Annotated in this window: 2 protein-coding genes; both read right to left on the bottom strand. The window is 68.3% G+C overall.

What is annotated here, in order from left to right; all coding sequences use genetic code 11:
* Positions 1 to 563: restriction endonuclease subunit S (locus tag BBK14_RS15905; protein WP_241831524.1), on the bottom strand; the 563-nt coding region annotated here is incomplete at its 3' end.
* A gap of 17 nt (positions 564 to 580) precedes the next feature.
* Positions 581 to 1,086 (bottom strand): N-6 DNA methylase (locus BBK14_RS15900; protein WP_131802332.1); only part of this gene is annotated, 506 nt, incomplete at its 5' end.

The following is a 1,086-nucleotide window of genomic DNA, read 5'->3' as shown; positions in this document are numbered from 1 at the left end:
TTCTCGGCCGTCTGGACGATCTCCTGATGCGCCGCGATCTTCTCGTCGAGCGCGTCGAGGAGATCGACGATCTTCATCTGTGTTTCCCGCGGTGGCACCACGAGCGGGAGCTCCTCCAGGGTCCCGGCGCTGACGGTGGGGACGACGGCTCCGCTGACTTGCTGAGCCAACCATCTCTGGACCAGGGGCTGGCGAAGGTAGTGGTTGAGATACCTGGGGAGCACCTCTGCGCTCGCTCGCAGGAACACACAGGCACCGCCGAGCAGCCAGCCGGTGTGTTCCGGGCTGGCCAGGGCGTGGCGTCGGCCGTCGCCGATGCGGGTGCAGACGATGTCGTCCGCGCGCAGGGCGAACCGGTCCATTCTGTCGGCTGCTTCGCGACTGACGGTGACGCAGCCGTCGGCGACGATCCGACCATTCTGAATGCTCTTCGGAGTGACCATAGGCACTCCGTCGGGCACTCCGTCGGGCGCCTTATCGGCGGGACTGAAGGTCGCACCCGACGGGCCGGCCTGCACCTTGAAGGCGTCTCTGAGGGCGATCTCGCACCAGGTAGGGGGCACCGGGCCGATCAGTGTGTTCACAGGTCGATCCGCCGAAGGTGTTCGGCGACCGCGGCGTCCGCGCACGCGGCCTGGTACTCGTGCTGGTCCAGTTCCTTGCGGAGCGAGCGCAGGCTGGCCATGGTGGCGTCGACGTCGATGCCGGCCGGGCCGGTGGCGACGTAGGGGGCTGGGGCGAGCCGGCTGGAACGGCCCAGGATCCGTTCGGACGTGACCGCAGCGGCGAAGTCCGGGACCCCGCGGTACTCGCCAGGACGGCTGCCCCGCCAGTCGCGGTAGGCGCCGGTAATCCGGCTGATGTCCTCGTCGGTCAGGACACGATAGGTGCGGTCGATGACGGTGCCGGCGGAGGTCGCGTCGATGAACAGCACGTCGCGGCGGCTGTCACGGCTCGGCTTGCGCAGAACCCACAGGGTCACCGGGGCGGACGTCTCCCGGAACATGCGGGCGGGGAGCGCAGCGACACACTCCACCACACCGTTTTTGATCATGTTGGTGCGGATGGTCTCCTCCGCGGGGTTGT

The organism is Parafrankia soli (genome assembly GCF_001854695.1).
GTDB lineage: Bacteria > Actinomycetota > Actinomycetes > Frankiales > Frankiaceae > Parafrankia > Parafrankia soli.
This window is presented reverse-complemented; position numbering and strand designations above follow the sequence as displayed.